Genomic DNA, 17893 nt, shown 5'->3' on the forward strand with positions numbered 1-17893 from the left:
GCCTACGGTCCGAAGCGAGGGGATAAAAGGGCGATGACGGGCCCTTTGAACGGTGGAAAGCAGGGGCGTGCGGCCAAACGAACAGCGCCCCGACGGGCGGGGCGCTGTTGGCAAGGGTCAAGGCTTATTGGGCCTCGGACTGGGCCGCGACATGGTTGTCGGGGATCTTCACCTGCAGCTGCTGCAGGCGGCGCTTGTCGGCGTGCATCACCTTGAACAGGTAGCCTTCCAGCTCGATCTCCTCGCCCTTCTTGGGCAGGTGGCTGAAGGCGTGCATCACCAGACCGCCCACCGTATCCACCTCCTCATCGCTGAACTGGGTGCCGAAGAAGTCGTTGAAATCTTCGATCTCGGTGAGGGCGCTGACGGCGAACACCCGCTTGCTGATGCGGCGGATCTCGTCCGGCTCATCCTCGATGTCGTCGAATTCGTCGTCGATCTCGCCGACGATGAGCTCGAGGATGTCCTCGATGGTCACCAGACCTGAGACGCCGCCGAACTCGTCCACCACGATGGCCATGTGGTAGCGCTCTTCACGAAACTCTTTGAGCAGACGGTCAACCCGCTTGCTCTCGGGGACGATCACCGTGGGACGCAGGATCTTCTCCAGCTGCAGCGGTTCGCTGGCGTGGTGGCCGCCAAACCCGAACGGCAGCAGATCCTTGGCGAGCAAGATGCCCTCCACGTGATCCTTGTCTTCGTTGATCACCGGAAAGCGGGAGTGACCCGACTCGATGATCACCGGCAGGATCTCGTCCACTGGCTGGGATTTCTCGATGGTCACCATCTGGGAGCGGGGGATCATGATGTCGCGCACGCGCAGCTCGGCAATTTCGAGCACGCCCTCGATCATGTCCTTGGTGTCCTGATCGATGAGATCGCGCTCTTCGGCGTCGGCTATCACTTCCACCAAATCGTTGCGGTCTTTTGGCTCGCCCTGGAAGAGTTGGCTGAGTTTGTCGAGCCAGGTTTTCTTCGGCGAGCCGGTACTAGGGTGATCGTCGGTCATTTTCTCTCTTGGTTACTCGTATGAACACACTTGAAATCGTTGTGGCTATATGAGGATGGGCGTCGGCTGTTTCAAGACGATGACCATCCGGTTCTTTACTCTTCGTCGTTCAGATAAGGATCGGCGAAACCGAGCTCCTGCATGATGTCGCGCTCGAGCGCTTCCATCTCTTCGGCCTCGTCATCCTCGATATGGTCATAACCTAGCAGATGAAGACTGCCGTGCACAACCATGTGGGCCCAGTGGGCCATCAGCGGCTTGCCCTGTTCGGCGGCTTCGCGCTCCACCACCTGGCGGCAGATCACCAGATCGCCGAGCAGCGGCAGCTCCAGGCCGGGTGGGGCCTCGAACGGGAAGGAGAGCACGTTGGTGGGCTTGTCCTTGCCGCGATAGGTGAGGTTGAGCTCGTTGCTCTCCGCCTCGTCGACGATGCGCACCGTCACTTCGGCCTCCTGCTGGAAGCCAAGAATGGTGCCGTCGAGCCAGCCCTGCAGCTGGGCCTCGTTCGGCAGGCCGTCGGTGCTGGCGCTGGCCAGTTGCAGATCCAGGGTCACGCTCATTGGGCACTCTCTTTGCTGGTGTGGGGGGCGACTTTGTCGGCCGCCTGTTTGGCATCGAACGCCTCGTAGGCCTGCACGATGCGGGCCACCACCGGGTGGCGCACCACGTCCTTGGATTCGAAGAAGTTGAACGACAGGCCGTCGACATCCTGCAGCACTTCCAGCGCGTGGCGCAGGCCCGACTTCTGGTTGCGGGGCAGGTCTATCTGGGTGATGTCGCCGGTGACCACTGCCTTGGAGTTGAAGCCAATGCGGGTCAGGAACATCTTCATCTGCTCGGTGGTGGTGTTCTGGGCCTCGTCCAGGATGATGAAGGCATCGTTGAGGGTACGACCGCGCATATAGGCGAGCGGCGCCACCTCGATGATGTTGCGCTCCATCAGCTTCTCCACCCGCTCAAAGCCCAGCATCTCGAACAGGGCGTCGTAGAGCGGGCGCAGGTAGGGATCCACCTTCTGGGAGAGATCGCCGGGCAGGAAGCCGAGCTTCTCGCCCGCTTCCACCGCCGGACGGGTCAGCAGAATGCGGCGAATTTCCTGACGCTCCAGCGCGTCCACCGCCGCCGCCACCGCCAGATAGGTCTTGCCGGTCCCGGCAGGGCCGATGCCGAAGCAGATGTCGTGGCGCACGATATTGGCGATGTACTGGGCCTGGTTGGGGCTGCGCGGCTTGATGAGGCCACGCTTGGTCTTGACCGTCACCTCCTTGCCGTAAGGGATGCTCGGCGCCGGCTCGTCATCTTGCTCCAGCACGCGCGACTCCTGAATGGCCAGATGGACCATGTCGGGGGTGATGTCGGTTACCTTGCCACCCTTGAGCGGCTGGGTTTCCACATAGAGGTGCTTGATGATGACGGCGGCGGCCTCCACCTGGGCCTGCTTGCCCAGCAGCTGGAAGTGGTTGTCGCGGTAGCTGATCTCGACGCCGAGGCGGCGTTCCAGCTGTTTGACGTTGTCATCGAACGGACCGCACAGACTGGCGAGACGCTGGTTGTCGGCGGGTTCCAGATGCAGATTCAGGGTCGAGATGTGTCGGCTCAAAGTGTCCTCGTCTTGACGCGATCCCATCCGGCCGGGGCCGGATGGGGTGAACAGATTAGTGGGGAGTGAAGGCGGCCACGCCCAGCGGGTCCGGTACGTTGTCCGGGCGACGGGCGAGGATCTCGCTCGGGGCGGTGGCGATGCGCAGGTTCATCTCGTTCTCGCCGCGCAGGAATCTGCCGCGCAGGGAGTTGGGACGCACCTCGGTGATCTCCACGTCGGCAAAGCCGCCGATCAGGGTATGCGGGCCTTCGAAGTTGACCACCCGGTTGTTCTCGGTGCGACCGCACAGCTGCATGGGGTCGAGCTTAGAGGGCCCTTCCACCAGGATGCGCTGGGTGGAGCCCAGCATGGCGCGGCCAATCTGCATCGACTGGTTGTTGATGACGTGCTGCAGGCGGGTCAGGCGGGCTTTCTTCACCTCCATGTCGACGTCATCGGGCAGGTCGGCGGCCGGGGTACCGGGGCGCGGGCTGTAGATGAAGCTGAAGCTCATGTCGAAGTTGATCTCTTCGATGAGTTTCATGGTGGCCTCGAAATCCTCGTCCGTCTCGTTCGGGAAGCCGACGATGAAGTCGGAACTGATGGTGATGTCGGGACGGGCGGCGCGCAGGCGACGGATCTTGGACTTGTACTCCAGCACGGTGTGCGGGCGTTTCATCATGGTCAGGATGCGGTCGGAGCCGCTCTGCACCGGCAGGTGCAGGAAGCTGACCACTTCCGGGGTGTCCTTGTAGACCTCGATGATGTCGTCGGTGAACTCGATGGGGTGGCTGGTGGTGTAGCGAATGCGATCGATGCCGTCGATGGCGGCCACCAGCCGCAGCAGCTCGGCGAAGGTGCAGATGCCGCCGTCGAAGGTCGGGCCCCGATAGGCGTTGACGTTCTGGCCGAGCAGGTTCACTTCGCGCACGCCCTGCTGGGCGAGCTGGGCGATTTCATAGAGCACGTCGTCGAGCGGACGGCTCACCTCCTCGCCGCGGGTGTAGGGCACCACGCAGAAGGAGCAGTATTTGGAACAGCCTTCCATGATGGACACGAAGGCGGTCGCCCCTTCGGCGCGCGGCTCGGGCAGGCTGTCGAACTTCTCGATTTCCGGGAAGGCGACGTCCACCTGGGCACCGCGCCCTTCCTGCACCTGCTTGATCATGGTGGGCAGGCGATGCAGGGTCTGCGGGCCGAAGACGATGTCCACATAGGGGGCGCGAGTGCGGATGTTGTCCCCCTCCTGGGAGGCGACGCAGCCGCCCACGCCGATCACCAGACCGGGTTTGTTTGCCTTGAGCTTCTTCCAGCGTCCCAGCTGGTGAAACACCTTCTCCTGCGCTTTTTCGCGGATGGAGCAGGTGTTGAGCAGCAAAACGTCTGCCTCTTCGGGCTCTTCGGTAAGCGTGTAGCCATTGCTGGCATCCAACAGGTCGGCCATCTTGGACGAGTCGTACTCGTTCATCTGGCAACCCCAGGTTTTGATGTGAAGTTTTTTGCTCATTGCTTCTCTTGACTTGTTTTGAATGCGGCATGGTCAAAGGACCGGGCATTTTACTCCGCAATCCGGAGACTGCCTAGCGAATATCCAGCCGGCCACGGCCGGAGCGCCGCCGACGGGCTTCCTGTCGGCATCGGCTTTCTCCTTGATTTGGCGCACTAATTCTCCACACCCTTCACTGTTTCCCGGCGCCCCTTGCGGTATCATGTGGTCATTCGGTCCGGCTGTGTTTTCCCCTTGCCCGGGCTCACCCCTTGCAGGAATCAAGTTATGGAACAGTGTGATATCGCCATCGTCGGAGCCGGCATGGTCGGCGCCGCCACCGCCTGTCTGCTGGCGGCCCAGGGCCTCTCGGTGCGGGTCATCGAGACCCGGCTGCCGGAGCAATACGCCCCCGAGCAGCCGCTGGATCTGCGGGTCTCCGCCATCAGCCAGGCCTCGGTGGCGCTGCTGGAGCAGGCCGGTGCCTGGCAGCACCTGCAGCAGATGCGGCTGTGCCCCTATCGCCGGCTGGAGACCTGGGAGCTGGATGGCTTCGCCACCCGCTTCAATGCCGCCGACCTCGGCCTGCCGCAGCTTGGCTACATCATCGAGAACCGGCTGGTGCAGCTGGCGTTGCTCAGACGCATGGAAGATTTTCCCAACATCCAGACCCACACCCCGGCGGCGGTGACGAGCCTGCGCCAGAGCGCGGACGAGGCGGTGCTGACCCTGGATGATGGCAGCGAGCTGGCCGCCCGCTGGGTGCTGGCGTGCGACGGCGCCGAATCCCACACCCGCAAGCTGGCCGGTATCGGGGTGTCGCGCTTTGAGTACCGCCAGCACTGCATGCTGATCAACATCGACACCGACTTCGAGCAGGAAGACATCACCTGGCAGCAGTTTACCCCGAGCGGCCCGCGCGCTTTTCTGCCGCTGCCGGGCCGACACGGCTCCCTGGTCTGGTATGACAGTCCGGCCCGCATCCGGGCGCTGGCTGCCATGAGCAACGAGGGGTTGGCCGCCGAGGTGCGCCGCCACTTCCCGAGCCGGCTCGGCGGGTTTGCCGTGACGGCCAAGGGGAGTTTCCCGCTGGTGCGCCGCCACGCCAACGACTACCACGCCGGCCGGGTGGTGCTGCTGGGCGATGCCGCCCACACCATCAACCCGCTGGCGGGGCAGGGGGTCAACCTCGGCTTCAAGGACGTGGCCTGCTGGAGCGATCTGCTGCAGGGGGCTGGCGCCGACTGGCATCAGCTGGCGCTGGCCGGGCGCTATGAGTGGCGGCGCCGCCCCGACAACCTGTTGATGCAGTCGGGGATGGATCTCTTCTACGGGGTGTTCAGCAACGAGATAGGCCCGCTCAAGCTGGCTCGCAACCTGGCCCTCAATCTGGCGGACAAGGCGGGCCCGCTCAAGGAGATGGCGCTACGCTATGCGCTGGGGCTGGTTTAAGGCGCGCGGCGCCATCATGAGGGAGCAGACAGCATGAACAAGGCATTGCTGGTGATCGATTTCATCAACGACATCGCCCACCCGGACGGGCGCATCGCCGCCTCGGCGGCCCATGTGCTGGAACAGGACGCCATCGTGCACGCCAATCAGGCGCTGGCCCATGCCCGCGCCCACTGTTGGTTGGTGGTGCTGATCAAGGTGGGTTTTGACCCGCACTATCTGCTGCAACCCAAGGGATCGCCCATGTTTGGCCGGGCTCACCAGTTCGGGGCGCTGTCGCTTGGCGACAGCGGCACCGACTTTCACGCCGACCTCGACGTGCAGCCCGGCGATCTGGTGCTGACCAAGCCCAGGGTCAGCCCCTTCTACGGCACCGCGTTGGAGCCGGCGCTGCGGGCCAATCGCATCGACCACCTCTATCTGTGCGGGGTGAGTACCAGCTGGGCCATTCAGGCGGCGGCGCGGGAGGGGCATGATCGCGACTACGCCATCACCATCCTGGAGGATGCCTGCGCGGCGGCGGATGCCACTGAGCACCATGCCTCGCTGCGAATGCTCGGCCGCATCGCCGAGATCTGCAAGGTGGCCCAGCTGGCCTGATCCCGGCGGCAAGCGGAGCTTGCTCACTGTTTTGACATTTTGTCTGCGGCCCCCTGTCAGGCCGCAGCCATTTTGGGCAACATGAAGCGAGCATCGATGGCCACAAGGATGAGGGCATGCGTTATCAGGGACGGATCGTGCGCTGGAACGAGGCGCGCGGCTTTGGTTTTATCGCCCCCGAGCAGGGGGATGGCGAGCCAAAAGGAGCCGAGCTGTTCGTGCACATCTCGGCGCTGCAGTCAGATGGCTCGCTGCCCAAAGCCGGCGAGCGGGTCTCCTATCAGCTTGGCAGCGGCCAGGACGGCAAACCCAGGGCCGAGCAGGTGTTCTTTCCGGATAGGCCGCTGTCGCTGGCAGGCGCCCAACCAGCGCCCTCTGCGGGCAGGCAGGCTGTGACCGGGGAGCGGCCGACGCCAGCCAGGGCACGCCCGCGCCCCGTCTATCGGCGCCGCAGCAATTGGCGCGGCAAGCTGATCCCGCTGCTGGTGCTGGCCGGGATCTTCTCCATTTACTCCCGCTTCTCGGCCGAGTCGGTCTCGCCTTCGCCAAGCTCTTCTTTCAGTCAGCAGGCGGCGGACAGCACAGACAGCCCGCAGGCGGCACCCACCTTCGTCCGTCAGTGCGACGGTCGGCAGTATTGCTCCCAGATGACCTCCTGCGAGGAGGCGACCTGGTTTTTGCAAAACTGCCCCAATACCAAGATGGACGGCAGAGGAAGAGGGAACGGCATTCCATGTGAAAGCCAGTGGTGCGGCCACTAACGAGGGATGGGGCGGATGCAAGTGATTGATCATCTATCTTTATCTTGCAGGCCGGGGGCGGGCCATGGCCGTCGATGCCCCTTCGTCATGGACGGAACGCCGGCATTACTGTTGTGGTTGCGGCAGGTGCGGTGCGTCGTTGTCGGGTGAGGAGCAGGGTCATGGCGGACTATTTTCAGGGATCACTGTTTCACTTCTCCGATCGGGCGCAATACCTGTCTGCATTGCTCAATTCGCTGGAGGAGCAGATCTCGGTGATCGATCGGGATGGCGTCATCCACTACACCAATCTCGCCTGGAATCGCTTCGCCGAACAGAACGGCATGCCGGAGGGGTACGACTGGCTGGGCGTCAACTATCTGAGGGTGTGCGACAACTCGGTGGAGCCGCTGGCCCAGATGGCGGCGGAGGGGATCCGGCGGGTATTGCGCCACGAGCAGCAGCACTTTCATCTGGAGTACCCCTGTCACAGCCCGGATACCCAGCGCTGGTTCATGATGCGGGTCTCCGCCATCCCCGGCATCGAGGTGGAGTTCTACACCATCAGCCACATCAACATCACCGAACGCAAGCTGCAGGAGCTGGACATGGCCTACCTCTCCCTGCACGACCCGCTGACCGGGCTGGCAAACCGGCGGCTGTTCAACAGCTTTCTGCACAACGAATGGCGGCGCAGCATGCGCGAACAGACCCCCATCTCCTTCATCATGCTGGATCTGGACAACTTCAAGCTGTGCAACGACCACTTCGGCCATCAGGTCGGGGACGGTTTCTTGCAGCAGGTGGGCCAGCTGCTGAGCACCTTCTGCCAGCGGGCCACCGATCTGCCGTGCCGCTTCGGCGGCGACGAATTTGCCCTGATCCTCGGCAATACCGGGGACGAGGCCGCCTCCCGCATGGGGGAGGCCATTCGCGTCGGCATCGGCGAGCTGCTGATCCCGGGGGCGGATGGACTTAGACTCAGCGCCAGTGTCGGCATCGCCACCCTGTTGCCGCAGCAGGCCCGCGTCTCGGAAGAGGAGCTGCTGACCGCCGCCGACATGGCGCTCTATCTGGCCAAGCTGGGGGGCAAGAATCGCTGCCACAGCGTCAGCTGCAGCGCGCTGCCGGCCGCCTGATACTCGATTGCCTCACCCTCCGTGGCGATACCTCGCCAGCCCCCTGATATCGACTCCCTGAACCTATCGCATCAGCGACCCGGCAGGGCTGGCTGCGGCGCCGGGTGGGCATCGATGACCAGCTGCACGAAGCGATCGCGGATGGGATCGGCAAATTCCGGGTTCCACACCAGGCTTATCTCCCACTCGGAGCAGGGGCCGGACAAGGGATAGAGGGTGACGTCCGGGCCGGCGATGAAGCTGACGCTGCGCGGCAGGATGGCATTGCCGATGCCGGCGGCCACCAGTGCCACCAGGGTCTGGATATCCTCCGCCTCCTGGATCATACCGGTCAGCCGGTTGGCGCCGAGGAAGCCGGCGATCTGCTGGCTGAGGCCGGGGCAGCGGTGGCCGACCATCTGCAGCAAGGGCTGGCTGGCCAGCGCCAGCTCCACATCGAAGGCGGCCGGATCCGGCCGGGTCATCATGGTCGGCACCGCCAGCACCAGCCGATCGGTCAGCAGTCTGTGCTCCTGCAACTGCGGCGCCTGGGGCCGGCGCATGAAGCCAAGCTGCAGCTGGCCCGACAGCAGCCGCTCCTGCTGGATGGCGGAGGTCATGTCCTGCAGATGCACCATCACCTCGGGCACCTGCTGCTTGAAGCTGGCCACCAGTGCCGGTGCCAGCGCGAAGCTCGACAGGCCGAAACCAATCTTGAGGCGCCCGGCGATGCCGCTGGCCAACGCCATGGCGTGGCGCTCAAAGCCCTTGCCGTGTTCGACCAGGGCGCTCGCCTGGGTGAGCAGCTGGGCGCCGATGGCGGTCAGTTCGGCGCCGTGGCGACCCCGGTTGAACAGGGTACTGCCGAGGGTCTGCTCCAGCCCCTGGATCTGCTTGGTGAGGGCTGGCTGGGTGATGAACAGCCGGTTGGCGGCCTCCCGGTAGTTGGCGGTGTCGGCCAGGGTGACGAATGCCTGCAGTTGCTTCAGATCGAATTTCATTCCATATGGTTATCTAAAGTGGCCATTTTGTGATTATAAATTATCTAATCGCCTTGTTCTAATGGTCTGGTAGCGGGCCCCATTGGCCCCATCCGATCAGTCACAAGGAGTCATCTCATGCCTGCCGAACGCTATCTGTTTTTGATCAAGGGAACCCTGGTGCTGGCCCAGCCGCTGGCTGCGCCGGAGACGGGAGAGCTGCTTACCAGCCTGTTGCAGCAGGGCTTTGCGGTCGGCCCCTTGCAAGTCTGGGCGAGCAATGCCGAACAGGCGCTGGCCTGCTATGAGCAGGCAGCTCAGCGGCGGGCCTTCGGCGACATTCTGGCGGGGAGCGAACCCGGCCTGGCAGGGATCGGTGCATGAGCCGGCTTGTGCTGCAGGCCAGCGCCCTGCTGCTGGACATGGATGGCACCCTGGTGCACTCCACCGGCGAAGTGGAGACGGTATGGCGGCTCTGGTGCCGCCGTCATCGGCTGGCGCCCGAGCCGGTACTGGCCATGTGCCACGGGGTGCGCTCGCGGGAGGTGCTCCGTGCCCTGGCCCCGCAACTGGACATGGCACAGGAGGTGGCCCTGCTCGACGAGCTGGAGATCAACCACACCGGCCAGGCGGAGGCCATCACCGGGGCCCGGACTCTGCTGGCAGGTTTGCCGAGCGAGCGCTGGGCGCTGGTGACCTCCGCCAGCCAGCGGGTGGCCCGTCATCGATTGCGCAGTGCCGCTCTGCCGTTGCCCGCCCTGCTGGTGGGGGCCGAGGATGTGGTGCATGGCAAGCCGGATCCCGAGCCCTACCTGCTGGCGGCCGAGCGTCTGGGGCTGGCGGCGGCCGATTGCCTGGTGTTCGAGGATGCGCCGGCCGGCATCACCAGTGCGCTGCAGGCGGGTTGCCGCGTGGTGCAGGTGGGAGGCCGGCAGCGGCTGGATCCGAACATCAGCGCTCTGATCCAGGACTGGCGCCAGGTGAGCGTGGCGGAGGAGGCGGCGGGTCTGCAGCTGACGCTGCTGGCCTGACAACAAAAAGCCCCCGTCGAGCGGGGGCTTGGATGGTGGGCGACGCGCTTATTTGAACACGCGAAAACGCGCAGCGTCGTCCATGAAGGTCTTGTCACCGGCCGGTTGCTTGATGCTGCCAAAGGGCATCTGGGCGCGCAGCAGCCAGCTGGCAGGCAGGTTCCACTCCTTGTGTACCGCCTGGTCGATGAGCGGGTTGTAGTGCTGCAGGGATGCGCCGATCTTCTCCTGGGCCAGGGTGGTCCAGACCGCAAACTGGGCGATGCCGGTGGCATGTTCCGACCAGATGGGGAAGTTGTCGGCATAGAGGGCGAACTTTTGCTGCAGATCCTTGATGACGTCGGTGTCCTCAAAGAAGAGTACGGTGCCGAAACCTGCGCGGAAGCTGCCGTCCACCTTGGCTTCGCTCTGGGGATAGGCTTCCGGCGGCACTATCTTCTTCAGCTCCGCCTTGACGATGTCCCACAGCTTGTGGTGCTGGGCGCCAAACAGGATGACGGCGCGAGAGCTCTGGGAGTTGAACGAGGAGGGGCTGTGCTTGATGGCATCCTGGATGAGAGTGGTCAGCTGCTCCGGCGTACGGGAAACCTGGTCACCCAGGGCATAGATGGTACGACGTACTTTGATCTGTTCGATAAACGGACTGCTCATAACATCTCCTTTGTTTGACAGGGAATCGTCTTCGGTGGTCCTTGGCAAGGCCATCCGGCTCCGATTGTTCAAGCTATAGACTATAACACCCCCTTCCTGGTTAGCCGTCAACGCACAGTGGTCACTGTTTTTACTTTTTGTTGATATACATATCCACGGCATGGATGAGCAGTATCACGTTTATATGTTTTTTATCAGTTAGCCGGAGGGCGGCTGATTTTAATCAATGAATGATTCTGTCCGACCGCCATAGAATCCTCGCATTACAGAATTTTTTGCGGGGTGTTGATGATCCAATGGTTGATTAGTCGGCGTTACTACCTGTTGACCTCGTTGACCCTGCTGCTGGGCACCCTGGTGCTGGTGGTGACCCTGGCCCTGGCGACGGCCAGCTATCTGCGCAGCATCGACAAGACGGTGGCCGGCTACGGCCACATGCTCTCCTCCCTCGATGCGGCCCTGATCCACGAGCTGGTGCTGGCCAACCAGCGTCAGCTGGCGGTGCTGGAAGCGTCGCTGGACAAGGCCGCCATCGCCCGCGGCGAGCCAGCCGACAACCCGCTCTGGGCCATTGCCCACCAGATCAAGCGCGACAGCCACTACATCTACTTCTACCACCCGCAGACGGACCGCATCAGCAGTTACCCGGCCTGGCAGCAGCCTGCCGAGTATCGCGCCGCCAGCCGGCCCTGGTATCGGGCGCTGTCGATGCCGGGGGATGAGCTCATCTGGTTGGGCCCCTATCAGGAGTACGGCTCGGACAAGCAGATCCTGACCCTGATCAAGCGGGTAACGGGGCTGGATGGTCAGCTGCTTGGCCTGCTGATGGTCGACATGTCGTTCAACGCCATCCAGCAGGCACTGCAGCGGGCCATGGGGCGCAATCAGGCGGCCATCTACATCAGCTCGCGGGGGGGAGATGAACTGGTGGTGGGCTGCAACATGGCGCTCTATCAGCCGCCGGTGACCATGGCGGGCGTGGTGGGCAGCGGACTGGAGGTGATCTGGCATGGCCGCCATCTGCGCCGGGAGCTGGAGGGGATCGACTGGGATCTCAACATCTATCTGCCGCCCGAACTGTTTCACGACGGCCTCGAGGAGGCCCTGCTGATGGTGGTGCTGCCGCTGCTCTCGCTGTTTGCCATCTGGTTTTGCAGCATCAACTTTCTGGTGCGGGTGTTCAATCAGGAGCAGGCGCTGGTGGCCGGCTCGCTGACCGGCATAGTGCGGGATCCGACCCAGACTCCCTGCCAGTTGAAGACCTGGTTCGTGCACAGCAGCCTGAGCGAGATAGATCAGGTGCGGGCCAGCTTTCTGCAGGGGCAGGATGCCCTGCTGCACGACCCCCTCACCGGCATCATGAATCGGCGGGCCTTCACCCAGCGCCGCAGCGAACTGGAGGAGAGCGCCACACCCCACTGGCTGCTGCTGTTCGACGTCGACAACTTCAAGCGCATCAATGACAACTGGGGGCACACGGTGGGGGACGGCGTGCTCTGCCGGGTGGCCGAGCTGCTGGTGGCGGAGCTGGGCAGTGGCTGCGTCTACCGGATCGGGGGAGACGAGTTCGCCGCCCTGCTGCCCTGGCCGCGCAGCGAGCTGGAGTCCGGGCTGAGCCGGCTGCTGGCGCGGGTGCGCAATCAGCAGTGGCGCGAGTTTCGCGAGGCGGTGACCCTGAGCGTGGGCGGAGCCCACAGCCCGGATGACGGTGTGCTGCTGTTCGAGCGGGCCGACGAGTGTCTCTATCGGAGCAAGCGGCTGGGGCGCGATGGCTGGTCTTTGACGGAGCGGACCCGGCAGGAGCAGGGTGCTGACAGATCCTGTCATATGGATAACGGCTAAGCGAGCGCTGCCGCTCGGTGGGCCCCGGCACCGTTCGCTGCCCAATTTCCATCTGATGTCATTTACGTATTTAGATTCAATATCTTATGAGCTAATTGACCGACATCGAAGGCGGCGCAGGAGGCGGTGTCGCTCTCCTGCGACAGTGGCGCCCTTTGGCGGGAATCGTATAGTTCGGGGAAATTAATCAGGTTTGACAGGAGTACCCCATGGAGATGAACAAGCGTGGCATGAGCGCCCTGGCCCTGCTGGGCTCACTGCTGCTGGTCAGCAGCGCAGCGCAGGCCTCGGAGACACTCAATACCATCCTCGGTGGCGGTGCGGGTGGCGTGGCCGGCACCATGATCGGCAAGGAGCTGGGCGGTGATACCGGAGCCCTGGTGGGAGCGGCGCTGGGCGGTGCGGCCGGTGGCGCCGCCACGGCCAACAAGGGCAACAAGAATGAAGCGGCCCTTGGTGGCGCGGTCGGGGCGCTCGGTGGCGCGGCCATCGGCAAGAGCGTGGGTGGCAGCACGGGTCAGCTGATCGGGGCTGGCGTAGGCGGGGCCAGCGGCTCCGCCATCGGTGCCAAGACTGGCGATGGCCACAAGAGCAACAACGATCGTTACTACGATGATGAGCACCGGCACCACAAGAAACACAAGAAGCACAAGAAACACAGATGGCACGACGATGATTGATCGCAGCCAGCAATGAGAGAGGGGCCGACAGGCCCCTCTCTTGTTTGGGTCGGCATGCCGCTCACACCAGCCGGTGTTGGCGGCGCCCCTCGGCGAAGGCGTTGATGTTGTCGATCAGCTGATCGGCGAGGCGCTGCATCGACTCCTCGCTGGCCCAGGCCACGTGGGGGGTGAGGATGAAGTGGGGGTACTGCAGTGCCTGCATCAGCGGGTGGTCGGGAGGCGGCGGCTCGACGCTCGCCACGTCGAAACCGGCGCCGCCGAGGCGGCCGTTGGCCAGTGCCCGCAGCAGGGCTTCCTCGTCCACCAGACCGCCGCGGCCGACGTTGATCAGCAGGGCGCCCGGCTTCATCAGCTCGAGCTCCCGCTCGCCAATCAGGTTGCGGGTATAGGGGGTGAGCGGGCAGTGCAGGCTGATGACGTCGGCGCTTTGCAGCAGCTCGTCCAGCGGGAGCCGATCCTCGTCGTGGCTGGCGCCGACCTGGCTCTGGGCGTAGCGCACCTCCATGCCGATCCCCCTGGCCCGCTCGCCGAGGGCCTGACCGAGCGTCCCCTTGCCGATGATGCCGAGCCGCTTGCCGTGCAGATCCGTGATGTGGTGATCGAAGAAGCAGAACTGGCCGCTCTGCTGCCAGCGCCCCTCCAGCAGCGACTGGCGCCAGCAGAAGAGGTTGCGCGCCAGGGCAAGCATCAGCGCCATGGCGTGTTCCGGTACCGAGGGGCCCGAGTAGTTGCGGATGTTGCAGACACCGACGTTGGCGGCGCGGCACGCCTCCAGATCCACGTTGTCGCTGCCGGTGGCGGCCAGCGCGATGAGTTTCAGGTCCGGCAGCCGGGCCAGCTCGGCGGCGCCGATGCGTACCTTGTTGATGATGGCGATGCTGGCGTCTTTGAGTCGTTCCACCACCTGCTCGGGGGCCGTGCTCGGGTAGCTCTGCCAGTGATGGGGAAAGTCGGGGTGGCGCAGGGTGATGCCGGTATCCAGGGTATCGCTGTCGAGAAACACAATTTGCTGCATGGAGCCTCCTGCCGTTGAGGCGTTCATGATGCCAAACATCGGCGACCGAGGGCCAGTTTGCTGCGCATCAATGGCTTGGCAATCGCGCCGGATGTGAGGCAGGCGGCATTTTTCGGGTCAGAGCCAGCCAAGGTGGGTGAGCCAGCCCTGGATCCGGGTCGGCGTTTCATCCAGCTCCAGCAGGGCGTAGGGGCGGTAGTTGAGCTTGTGGCTGCGGCGGCTCTCGCTTCTGCGCGCCTCGGCGGCCAGCAGCGGCCAGCGTCCGCCATCCTCCTGATAGAGGTCGAGGGTCGGCATGGTGGCCTGGGCGATCTCCTTGGCGAAGATCTGGTTGCTCTGCTGGTCGGGGAAGAAACCGTCGAGCAGCACCAGCGCATCGGGGGCGGGCAACTGTTCGCTGGCGATGAGGTTGGTGGCCCAGGCGGCGCCGGTGCCTTGCGCCAGTATCAGCTTGAAGCCCCCCTCCTGCAGCTTGGCATCCCCCAGCTTGCTGATGCGGGTGGCGAACTGCTTGCGAAAGTCGTCGATGGCCTGCTGCTTTTTCTCGGCGGCGGGGTCCAGTTCGGTCTGCTGGGGCGAGGGGAGCAGCAGCAGAGTATCGAAGCCGAGCCGGCCGAGGGCCCGGGTCAGCTGCCACAGCTGGCCGCTGCGCTGCCAGTCGGGCAAGAGGATGGCCAGCCCCACATAGCTGTCGCTGTCGTGCTTGGCGAACAACACTGTCTGCTTGTCGATCTGGGTGCTGTTGGGCAGCCCCTGCCAGTCGTTGTTCTGCCAGTAATCGAGCGGCGTCAGCGGTGTGCCCTCGCTGGCCTGCAAGGGGTTGCTTGCCAGCAGGGTCAGTAACAGCAGTGATAAGAACAATCTGGCCATAGTGCGCTCCCCCGGTTATTCGGGTTAGCGGCACCAGGCCGGTTTTCTGAAGGGGGAAGTGCAGTGCTAGCGTGACGGCCGCTCGGTGCTGGCCAGCCCGGCCAGCTGGCGGTCGTGCAGGGGCGAGAGCAGCAGCAGGGCAGTGACGGCGCCAATCAGGGCGAAGAACATGTCGGACTGGGTATCCCAGGGGTCGCCCTGGGTGCCGAGAAACTCATCCGCCCCCTGACCGAGCGCGAGGGCGGCCCCCCACTCGATGAACTCGTAAGTGGCGCTGATGGCGAGCACCACGCAGACCACCAGAAACGCCAGCATGCGCCGGCTCTGCACATAACCTCCGCGCAGCAGGATCTCCCGGCACACCAGGGCGGGCACGAAGCCTTGGAAGAAGTGGCCAATCTTGTCATAGGGGTTGCGGCTTAGCTCTAGCCACTGCTGCAGCTCGAATCCCAGCGGGACGCGGGCATAGGTATAGGCGCCGCCCAGCATCAGCACCATGGCATGCAGGGCGATGCACAGATAGAGCAGGCTGGTGAGCGGAAAACGGCGGTGCGTCAGGGCAAGCAGTGGCATGGCGATGAGTACGGGGGCGACCTCCATCAGCCAGGTCGCCCGGTCATAGGGTTGCCAGCCGGAGAGGATCAGCAGTACCAGGGTCAACAGCAGCAACAGACCTTTATGCAGAGATGTCATGGGGCGCTCCGGAGGATGGCACAAACCAGCTTACCCATTTAGCCATGTTTGCGCTTCGAATACAGCCTGGGCTCATCGTGCACCCATAAAAAAAGCGAGCCAAAGGCTCGCTTTTTCACCATGGATTCAAGGGGTCAACTTAGTTGACGCGACGCTTGAACTCACCGGTGCGGGTATCGATTTCGATCTTGTCGCCGATCTCTACGAAGGCGGCAACGGCCAGCTCGTAGGTAGTGCCTTTCAGGCGGGCCGGTTTGGTCACTTTACCGGAGGTGTCGCCACGGGCGGCCGGCTCGGTGTACTCGACTTCGCGAACGATGGTGGTCGGCAGTTCTACGGAGATGGCTTTCTCGTTGTAGAAAGTCACTTCGCAGATGTCTTCCATGCCGTCAACCATGTAGTTCAGGGCATCACCCAGGTTGTCTTTCTCGACGTCGTACTGGTTGTACTCGGTGTCCATGAAGACATACAGGGGGTCGGAGAAGTAGGAGTAGGTGCACTCTTTACGTTCCAGCTGAACAACTTCCAGCTTGTCGTCGGCCTTGAATACGGTCTCGGTGGCGCTGCCGTTCAGCAGGCCTTTCAGCTTCATCTTGACCACGGCGGAGTTACGGCCGGATTTGTTGAATTCGGCTTTCTGGACCACCATCGGCTCGGTACCGATCATGACGACGTTACCAGCGCGGATTTCCTGTGCGGTTTTCATGTAAAAATTCCTGTTCGTATACGGGCAGATAAAAACTGCCAGATTATATACGGCTTTCTAAAAATTTCACCAGCCGAGTGACGAGATCCCCATCCCTGAGCTGCTTCTGTGACCAAGGTCGCCCATGTTGCAGCCATATCGCGGCGTGTTCCGGCCATTGCGCCCACCAATCGCGACAGTTTTCCCCCTGATTGAGGGCGTGGCTGAAACCGCGCAGCCACTGGCCGGTGGCGGTGGGCAGCTCTGCCAGATAGTGGTCGAGAAAGCCGTCCAGCTTGACCATGTGGGCCTGCTCTTCCTGCGGATAGATGTGCCACAGGAAAGGGCGAGCGGCCCACTGGGCCCGCACGAAGGAGTCCTCCCCGCGCACCAGATTGAGATCGCAGCTCCACAGCAGCCGATCGTAACCGGCCTGATCGGTCATCGGCAGCAGCTTGATGGTGAGGTTGCCCGCCTGCAGCAGTGCCCCTGCCTTGGCCGTCGGAATGGCCGCTGCCAGCCCGGCGCCGGTGAGCACGTCGTTGAGGGAGCGCCCGAGCGGCAGCAGCAGGGTGACGGGCGTGGCGCTCTGGCACCAGCTCTCGACCAGGCTGGTCAGGGCGGGGCTCTCGTAGGTAAAGAGGCTGACCCGTAGCTCGTGCTCTTGCTTGGGCGGCAGGCCGAGGCTGGCCCAGTAGGCGGCAAGCCCGGCTTCATCCTGTTGCCAGCGCTCACGCTCGGCGATGAGGCCGCGCTCGCACAAGAGGCCGCCGGTTCTGGCCGTGAAGCCCGGGAAGAAGAAGTATTTGTTGAGGCTCTGGTTGCCGACCCGCTGGGGCGAGGCGAGGGCGTGGCAATCCTCGACCCAGGATTCGGCCGAGAGGTATTCGAGGTTGATCCAGCAAGGGGGCCTGGGCTGGCTCGCCATCTGCTCGGCCATTCGTTCAATGAAGGGGGCGGGCAGCGGGCAGGCAAAGGCCTCGATCACCACCCTGGCCGGGGTGGTGTCGGCCGGCAGAGTGTCGTGCCAGTGCTGGATATGAATCCCCTCAACCCACTGGCTATCCAGCTCGGGGTCGAGCCCCGGACAGATGCGGGCGAAGCTGGCCAGATCGTCCACCCAGAGCCGCACCTGCGCCTCATTGCCGTGGGTCGGGAGCGCGCCTTCCTGTTTCAGCTGGCGGGCCAGTCGCCAGGTGACGCCGATGTCGCCGAAGTTGTCCACTACGCAGCAGAAGATATCCCAGTCAAATTGGGGGAGGGGGCTGGTCATGTCAGGGCATCCAGATACAAAAAAACCGGTGCGCAGGGTAGCACACCGGTTGGCTGGCTTCTAACCGTCAACGCGTGACGGCGGCTGCGGCAGGTTACTCCTTGCCGTAGACATTGTTCTCTTGCTCACGTACCCGGATAAAGGTGGTGTGTGCTTTGTGCAGTTCTTTAAGCAGGCGGTAAA

At 63.6% G+C, this 17893-nt stretch carries 19 protein-coding genes; 8 read left to right on the forward strand and 11 right to left on the reverse strand.

The window, feature by feature from the left end; genetic code table 11:
- Positions 1-124: 124 nt before the first annotated feature.
- From corC to miaB, 4 genes are all read right to left on the reverse strand, one after another.
- Positions 125-1009, reverse strand: a complete 885-nt coding sequence (corC, locus tag C2U40_RS04175) for a CNNM family magnesium/cobalt transport protein CorC (protein WP_011707019.1) — start codon at positions 1007-1009, stop codon at positions 125-127.
- A gap of 95 nt (positions 1010-1104) precedes the next feature.
- Positions 1105-1569 (reverse strand): rRNA maturation RNase YbeY, encoded by a 465-nt coding sequence (ybeY, locus tag C2U40_RS04180; RefSeq protein WP_103826934.1) that lies wholly within the window; start codon positions 1567-1569, stop codon positions 1105-1107.
- Entirely contained in the window at positions 1566-2609 is a 1044-nt protein-coding gene (locus C2U40_RS04185; protein ID WP_103826935.1) for a PhoH family protein, read from the reverse strand. The genes ybeY and C2U40_RS04185 overlap by 4 nt, the downstream gene beginning before the upstream one ends.
- Positions 2610-2664: 55 nt before the next feature.
- Positions 2665-4098: a tRNA (N6-isopentenyl adenosine(37)-C2)-methylthiotransferase MiaB gene (gene miaB, locus C2U40_RS04190; RefSeq protein ID WP_041217524.1), complete on the reverse strand. Its 1434-nt coding sequence runs from the start codon at positions 4096-4098 to the stop codon at positions 2665-2667.
- Positions 4099-4365: 267 nt separating this feature from the next.
- Here miaB and C2U40_RS04195 point away from each other — a divergent pair, with 267 nt between their 5' ends.
- From C2U40_RS04195 to C2U40_RS04210, 4 genes are all read left to right on the forward strand, one after another.
- The gene (locus C2U40_RS04195) at positions 4366-5529 is read left to right on the forward strand and encodes an FAD-dependent oxidoreductase (RefSeq protein ID WP_103826936.1); all 1164 of its coding nucleotides are present in this window, start codon (positions 4366-4368) and stop codon (positions 5527-5529) included.
- Positions 5530-5562: 33 nt separating this feature from the next.
- Positions 5563-6129: an isochorismatase family cysteine hydrolase gene (locus C2U40_RS04200; protein WP_103826937.1), complete on the forward strand. Its 567-nt coding sequence runs from the start codon at positions 5563-5565 to the stop codon at positions 6127-6129.
- 116 nt (positions 6130-6245) lie between these two features.
- Entirely contained in the window at positions 6246-6890 is a 645-nt protein-coding gene (locus C2U40_RS04205) for a cold-shock protein (protein ID WP_103826938.1), read from the forward strand.
- 161 nt (positions 6891-7051) lie between these two features.
- Positions 7052-8008 carry a diguanylate cyclase domain-containing protein gene (locus tag C2U40_RS04210; RefSeq protein WP_103826939.1) on the forward strand — a complete coding sequence of 319 codons (957 nt, stop codon included), beginning with the start codon at positions 7052-7054 and terminating at the stop codon, positions 8006-8008.
- 71 nt (positions 8009-8079) lie between these two features.
- On the opposite strand, the gene C2U40_RS04215 is transcribed toward C2U40_RS04210, so the two are convergent.
- The gene (locus C2U40_RS04215) at positions 8080-8988 is read right to left on the reverse strand and encodes a LysR family transcriptional regulator (RefSeq protein WP_103826940.1); all 909 of its coding nucleotides are present in this window, start codon (positions 8986-8988) and stop codon (positions 8080-8082) included.
- 117 nt (positions 8989-9105) lie between these two features.
- On the opposite strand from C2U40_RS04215, the gene C2U40_RS04220 reads away from it, so the two are divergent.
- Complete coding sequence (locus tag C2U40_RS04220) at positions 9106-9351, forward strand: hypothetical protein (RefSeq protein WP_103826941.1); 246 nt, start codon at positions 9106-9108, stop codon at positions 9349-9351.
- Positions 9348-9998, forward strand: a complete 651-nt coding sequence (locus C2U40_RS04225) for an HAD-IA family hydrolase (RefSeq protein ID WP_103826942.1) — start codon at positions 9348-9350, stop codon at positions 9996-9998. The genes C2U40_RS04220 and C2U40_RS04225 overlap by 4 nt, the downstream gene beginning before the upstream one ends.
- 48 nt (positions 9999-10046) lie before the next feature.
- On the opposite strand, the gene C2U40_RS04230 is transcribed toward C2U40_RS04225, so the two are convergent.
- Positions 10047-10649: a nitroreductase family protein gene (locus C2U40_RS04230; protein WP_103826943.1), complete on the reverse strand. Its 603-nt coding sequence runs from the start codon at positions 10647-10649 to the stop codon at positions 10047-10049.
- 288 nt (positions 10650-10937) lie between these two features.
- Here C2U40_RS04230 and C2U40_RS04235 point away from each other — a divergent pair, with 288 nt between their 5' ends.
- Together C2U40_RS04235 and C2U40_RS04240 are read left to right on the forward strand one after the other, a co-directional pair.
- Positions 10938-12491 (forward strand): GGDEF domain-containing protein, encoded by a 1554-nt coding sequence (locus tag C2U40_RS04235; protein ID WP_103826944.1) that lies wholly within the window; start codon positions 10938-10940, stop codon positions 12489-12491.
- A gap of 209 nt (positions 12492-12700) precedes the next feature.
- A complete protein-coding gene (locus C2U40_RS04240) occupies positions 12701-13171 on the forward strand; it encodes a YMGG-like glycine zipper-containing protein (protein WP_077096544.1) in 471 nt (156 codons plus the stop codon).
- A gap of 61 nt (positions 13172-13232) precedes the next feature.
- Here C2U40_RS04240 and C2U40_RS04245 read toward each other — a convergent pair whose 3' ends face one another.
- From C2U40_RS04245 to earP, 5 genes are all read right to left on the reverse strand, one after another.
- Entirely contained in the window at positions 13233-14189 is a 957-nt protein-coding gene (locus C2U40_RS04245) for a D-2-hydroxyacid dehydrogenase (protein WP_011707005.1), read from the reverse strand.
- 117 nt (positions 14190-14306) lie between these two features.
- Positions 14307-15059 carry a DUF3530 family protein gene (locus C2U40_RS04250; RefSeq protein WP_011707004.1) on the reverse strand — a complete coding sequence of 251 codons (753 nt, stop codon included), beginning with the start codon at positions 15057-15059 and terminating at the stop codon, positions 14307-14309.
- Positions 15060-15125: 66 nt separating this feature from the next.
- Positions 15126-15752, reverse strand: coding sequence for a DUF2238 domain-containing protein (locus tag C2U40_RS04255; protein WP_103826945.1), 627 nt, complete (start codon positions 15750-15752; stop codon positions 15126-15128).
- A 139-nt stretch (positions 15753-15891) separates the two neighbouring features.
- Positions 15892-16458: an elongation factor P gene (gene efp, locus C2U40_RS04260; protein ID WP_011707002.1), complete on the reverse strand. Its 567-nt coding sequence runs from the start codon at positions 16456-16458 to the stop codon at positions 15892-15894.
- Positions 16459-16501: 43 nt separating this feature from the next.
- On the reverse strand, positions 16502-17710 hold the full coding sequence (gene earP / locus C2U40_RS04265) for an elongation factor P maturation arginine rhamnosyltransferase EarP (protein ID WP_103826946.1): 1209 nt from the start codon (positions 17708-17710) through the stop codon (positions 16502-16504).
- Positions 17711-17893 lie beyond the last annotated feature (183 nt).

It is taken from the genome of Aeromonas sp. ASNIH4 (genome assembly GCF_002934425.1).
GTDB classification, from domain to species: Bacteria; Pseudomonadota; Gammaproteobacteria; order Enterobacterales; family Aeromonadaceae; genus Aeromonas; species Aeromonas hydrophila.

What these genes read in the sequence shown, in the direction of transcription:
- corC (WP_011707019.1), bottom strand. Translation starts at nt 1,009, where the DNA reads ATGACCGACGATCACCCTAGTACCGGCTCGCCGAAGAAAACCTGGCTC.
- ybeY (WP_103826934.1), bottom strand. Translation starts at nt 1,569, where the DNA reads ATGAGCGTGACCCTGGATCTGCAACTGGCCAGCGCCAGCACCGACGGC.
- miaB (WP_041217524.1), bottom strand. Translation starts at nt 4,098, where the DNA reads ATGAGCAAAAAACTTCACATCAAAACCTGGGGTTGCCAGATGAACGAG.
- C2U40_RS04195 (WP_103826936.1), top strand. Translation starts at nt 4,366, where the DNA reads ATGGAACAGTGTGATATCGCCATCGTCGGAGCCGGCATGGTCGGCGCC.
- C2U40_RS04200 (WP_103826937.1), top strand. Translation starts at nt 5,563, where the DNA reads ATGAACAAGGCATTGCTGGTGATCGATTTCATCAACGACATCGCCCAC.
- C2U40_RS04205 (WP_103826938.1), top strand. Translation starts at nt 6,246, where the DNA reads ATGCGTTATCAGGGACGGATCGTGCGCTGGAACGAGGCGCGCGGCTTT.
- C2U40_RS04210 (WP_103826939.1), top strand. Translation starts at nt 7,052, where the DNA reads ATGGCGGACTATTTTCAGGGATCACTGTTTCACTTCTCCGATCGGGCG.
- C2U40_RS04215 (WP_103826940.1), bottom strand. Translation starts at nt 8,988, where the DNA reads ATGAAATTCGATCTGAAGCAACTGCAGGCATTCGTCACCCTGGCCGAC.
- C2U40_RS04220 (WP_103826941.1), top strand. Translation starts at nt 9,106, where the DNA reads ATGCCTGCCGAACGCTATCTGTTTTTGATCAAGGGAACCCTGGTGCTG.
- C2U40_RS04225 (WP_103826942.1), top strand. Translation starts at nt 9,348, where the DNA reads ATGAGCCGGCTTGTGCTGCAGGCCAGCGCCCTGCTGCTGGACATGGAT.
- C2U40_RS04230 (WP_103826943.1), bottom strand. Translation starts at nt 10,649, where the DNA reads ATGAGCAGTCCGTTTATCGAACAGATCAAAGTACGTCGTACCATCTAT.
- C2U40_RS04235 (WP_103826944.1), top strand. Translation starts at nt 10,938, where the DNA reads ATGATCCAATGGTTGATTAGTCGGCGTTACTACCTGTTGACCTCGTTG.
- C2U40_RS04240 (WP_077096544.1), top strand. Translation starts at nt 12,701, where the DNA reads ATGGAGATGAACAAGCGTGGCATGAGCGCCCTGGCCCTGCTGGGCTCA.
- C2U40_RS04245 (WP_011707005.1), bottom strand. Translation starts at nt 14,189, where the DNA reads ATGCAGCAAATTGTGTTTCTCGACAGCGATACCCTGGATACCGGCATC.
- C2U40_RS04250 (WP_011707004.1), bottom strand. Translation starts at nt 15,059, where the DNA reads ATGGCCAGATTGTTCTTATCACTGCTGTTACTGACCCTGCTGGCAAGC.
- C2U40_RS04255 (WP_103826945.1), bottom strand. Translation starts at nt 15,752, where the DNA reads ATGACATCTCTGCATAAAGGTCTGTTGCTGCTGTTGACCCTGGTACTG.
- efp (WP_011707002.1), bottom strand. Translation starts at nt 16,458, where the DNA reads ATGAAAACCGCACAGGAAATCCGCGCTGGTAACGTCGTCATGATCGGT.
- earP (WP_103826946.1), bottom strand. Translation starts at nt 17,710, where the DNA reads ATGACCAGCCCCCTCCCCCAATTTGACTGGGATATCTTCTGCTGCGTA.